General features: G+C 40.1%; 3 protein-coding genes and 1 pseudogene. 2 read left to right on the top strand and 2 right to left on the bottom strand.

Going from position 1 to position 3,716, the window contains the following annotated elements; translation table 11 throughout:
* Nucleotides 1-342 (top strand): annotated as a pseudogene (locus tag IM509_RS15140) (HNH endonuclease); the annotation flags it as partial.
* Between the two features lie 352 nt (nt 343-694).
* Here IM509_RS15140 and IM509_RS15135 read toward each other — a convergent pair.
* Both IM509_RS15135 and IM509_RS15130 read right to left on the bottom strand, forming a co-directional pair.
* On the bottom strand, nt 695-1,180 hold the full coding sequence (locus IM509_RS15135; RefSeq protein ID WP_052278056.1) for a DsrE family protein: 486 nt from the start codon (nt 1,178-1,180) through the stop codon (nt 695-697).
* Between the two features lie 143 nt (nt 1,181-1,323).
* Entirely contained in the window at nt 1,324-3,003 is a 1,680-nt protein-coding gene (locus IM509_RS15130; protein WP_052278057.1) for an ABC1 kinase family protein, read from the bottom strand.
* A gap of 280 nt (nt 3,004-3,283) precedes the next feature.
* On the opposite strand from IM509_RS15130, the gene IM509_RS15125 reads away from it, so the two are divergent.
* Nucleotides 3,284-3,454, top strand: a complete 171-nt coding sequence (locus IM509_RS15125; RefSeq protein WP_158499382.1) for a hypothetical protein — start codon at nt 3,284-3,286, stop codon at nt 3,452-3,454.
* Nucleotides 3,455-3,716: the final 262 nt, after the last annotated feature.

Raw genomic sequence — 3,716 nt, 5'->3', positions numbered from 1 at the left:
TTGTCAGACATACCTTAGTTCGCCCCGACGCTTCACCCTACGACGGAAATTGGACTTACTGGGCGACCAGAAGAGGACAAGCAATTGACACACCGACTAGAGTAGCCAAACTACTTAAGAAGCAACAAGGCAAGTGTAGCCAATGTGGGCAGTATTTTACCCCATCGGATTTAATTGAAGTTGACCACATTCACCCTCTCAGCTTAGGCGGAAAGGACGAATACAAGAACCTTCAATTGCTACACCGCCACTGTCACGATGATAAATCGGCATCAGATGGAAGCCAAGATGGCAACCAAAAGAAGTCAAGCTGTATCCTTAACAAGGGAGCAGTCAAACTAGGAGCCGTGTGAGGTGAAAGTCTCATGCACGGTTCTGAATGGGAGGGGAGGTCGGTGACGACCTTCTCGACCCCTAATAGTATGAGTCCCTCGGATCGATTTCTCAACGTTTGTCTCTTGCACTTTTTTGACTAAAAAAGTCCCAAAACCGTTTTCTAGTAAGGCTCCCAGTAATATTTATTCAGCAAACCCTAGATAGTCAACAGCTTAGCTTTCTGGGAAGGCGGTTCACGAACCAAGAAAAATGGTATAACGACTGAGTCAAGAGCGGCCGCTCTTTTAAGCAAAAATAAATCTACTAATAATAGAGACCTTATTGTTAAGGTCTCTAGATTCTCTAGAAAATGCTAGATTTACCAGCTAATTACTTTAACCGTTTCGTTAAATAAATTTGCTTCTAGGGAATCGGGAGAACTTGTCACCACACCGGCAATTAGATCTTCAGGTTTTATTGCTGCTTGTTTCATACAGGAGGGACAAATTAAGACTTTTCCCCCTTGACTGATGAAATCTACTACCATTGCTTGCAGGGTTTTACCAGTGATACCGTTAGTGTGTTGAGGAATTGTCTTCGCAGCCAAGTGTACCCCTGTAATATTCAAAAAAATAGTGGTTGAGTGACCTTTTTTCAACATATTGGTGGCGACACCAATGGCCATTGCAGCTCGCCAAGGATCATCGGTGGTTAAATTAACAAATAAATCGGATTTTTGTTGACCGACAGCGATTATTGCTTCGTTAGTTTGTACTGGAGAAAGGGAAGGATTAGCCAAGACTGGGATAGATGTAACTAAGGATAATCCGACAAGGGAACCAAGGGCTAAAGATTTTAACAACATTTTCTTGTCCTCTTGCTGCTGGGTGCAATGAAAACATTTTCATTATGATAACTTCTGGAAAATCTTGTCAACAGACAGCCTGTCAAACTTTAATTTTTGTTGCGGATAACAAAAGCCATCTACTAATTAAAGATGATAATTATTTACTTTTCTAGCATTTTATCTAATCTTTCCTGAATCAATAAAGCCATGGAAGAACGCAGAAAAAATAAACCAAATAACCCCGCTAAACTGAAGGGAATAATGGCTAGTTTGCTATAGTTAGTGTCTAATAAAAATATGGCTGATATAAGGCTAAATCCCAATAGACAGACATTAATTAATACTTTAATTCCCAGATAAATTCTTTTCAGAAGTCGTTCATTTTCCCGTGACTTAACTTGAAAAACTAAATTTCCTCGCTCGATTTTTTCCTCTAATTGACGGAGTATTCTCTCGTTTTTATTACCTTTTTGCCATTGTTGTTTAAGAAAAGTGCGCGCTTGATTAGCTAGGATAAGCATGGTGTTGGTAGTTCCTCCTGATACTGCTAGACTTTTCACAAAAGGTTGACTAGCTGCTAATAAATTATACTGGGGATCTAAAGAGCGGGCAATTCCATCCAAAGTGGTGACAGATTTAATAATAAAAGTCATTTGGGGAGGTAAGCGAAAAGGTTGCTGTTTAAACATTAAATACACTTGATCGCTAATTTGTTCAAAGACCCTCACATCTACCGGTTTATCGCGAAATTCATCTAAAAGAAACTGCACGATATTTCGTATGGGTTGTAGATCTCTAACGGGTTCAATTAACCCCATATACATCAAAGTTTTTAAGATTGTTTCTGTATCCTTTCTCAAGATAGCGAAAAAGGTTTCGATCATTTGATCTTTAGCGACGGACTTTAACTCGAACATCGTGCCGAAATCGTAGAAAATTAACTCCCCTTCCTGACTAACTGCCATATTACCTGGATGGGGGTCTGATTGGAAAAAACCATCCTGTAATAGTTGTTTGAGATAGGAACAGATCCCCAGTTGAATAATACCATCGACGTTAATATTATTAGCTATTAAAGTCTCTCGATCATCAACTTTAATCCCCGGCACATACTCCAAAGTTAATACCTTGCGAGTGGTATATTGCCAGTAAACTAAAGGGACTTTTACCTGGGGATAATTCTTAAAATTGTCCCGAAAGCGATCAGCATTTTTCCCCTCATGAATATAATCGATTTCTTGAAAGAGTAGCTCAAAGAATTCTTGATAGATAGCTTCTAAATTATATTTTTTCACTACGGGGAAAACATTTAACCAACGGGTGAGACGATGCAACAATTCAAAATCGAGATTAAATAGTCCTTCTAGATTCGGTCTTTGTACCTTAATAACCACCTCTTCCCCACTTAATAACTGCGCTCGATGCACTTGTCCTAAACTGGCACAAGCGAGGGGAGAAACGCTAAAACTTGCAAATAAATTATCTAGGGGTTGTCCTAATTCTGTTTCGATAACTCGGATCGCTTCTTGACTATTAAATTCGGGAACTCGATCCTGTAATTGGGTTAATTGTTCGATATATTCGAGCGGAATTAAATCTGCTCGCGTCGATAAAGATTGTCCAATTTTAATAAAAGTTGGTCCTAAATTCATGAGGCGGTCTACTAACCATTTCGCTCTCCTTTGCCGTTTTTTGCCCCTATTAGCCCCCGTTAAACGATCCCAGAGCAAAAAAGTCAAAAACTGCGTTGTAAAGCTAAATATCTCCAATTGACGAATAATTGGTGATCGCAAGCTTTGCTGCCAATGTAAAGATCTGGGGGAATCAAAGGGAGTAAGCATCAGTTATCAGTTATTAGCTCCTGAAGGACGCAAAGCGCCCTAAAAAGAAAAAGAGAAACTAGGGGCAAGCCCTGATATTCTAAATCTGGAAGTATCCTGAACTCAAACCGGAGTAACAATGGTGTCATTAGACCCGATTATCAGCAAAGGTCCCTAGGAAAGAGGAAAAAAGAATTGGCGAGACGAGGATTAACTCGTGAACCCGTGGTCGAGAATCAAGTAAAAAACCCTTCCTAGAACCAGGGTACTTCCCCGATCATAACTCGGAGCCAACAAAGCCATGACCAAATCCCGAAACAAGTCCCCAAAAACCCAAAGTAGTGACCAGAAGTTAAACATCATCAATGCCAAGGCGGCGGGAATTGACCTGGGAGCCAGAGAACATTGGGTCTGCGTCCCCCAAGAATTGTCCCAGGAGACCAAAAACCAGGCTCTTCTCGACTTTGTGTGATAATTTTTGCTTATGGAATCGTGAAATGCTTATCAGGCAAGACTTTTAGTGCTATTTTGCGGAATAAACTATCAGTATAGACCTCGTTTCCACACAGAAACCAGAAGAGCCAAAACCAGAGTATTTTACTTATGATACTTGACAAATTTTTGAACCTACAAGGAACCTGTATTCAAGGCTATCGACACCTAGAAAATATCGGTATAGTTTGACGAATCGAATCGAAAAATAAAAAAGCAGTCTGTCCTCGTTGTGGGTTAGA

Origin of the sequence: Microcystis sp. M31BS1, from assembly GCF_020245285.1 — a bacterium.
GTDB lineage: Bacteria > Cyanobacteriota > Cyanobacteriia > Cyanobacteriales > Microcystaceae > Microcystis > Microcystis panniformis.
Note: the sequence above shows the minus strand (reverse complement) of the source record. Positions and strands in the feature narration are given on the sequence as shown.

Bases quoted from the DNA above. Each gene is read 5' to 3' on its own strand.
- IM509_RS15130 (WP_052278057.1), bottom strand. From the start codon at position 3,003: ATGCTTACTCCCTTTGATTCCCCCAGATCTTTACATTGGCAGCAAAGC.
- IM509_RS15125 (WP_158499382.1), top strand. From the start codon at position 3,284: ATGACCAAATCCCGAAACAAGTCCCCAAAAACCCAAAGTAGTGACCAG.
- IM509_RS15135 (WP_052278056.1), bottom strand. From the start codon at position 1,180: ATGTTGTTAAAATCTTTAGCCCTTGGTTCCCTTGTCGGATTATCCTTA.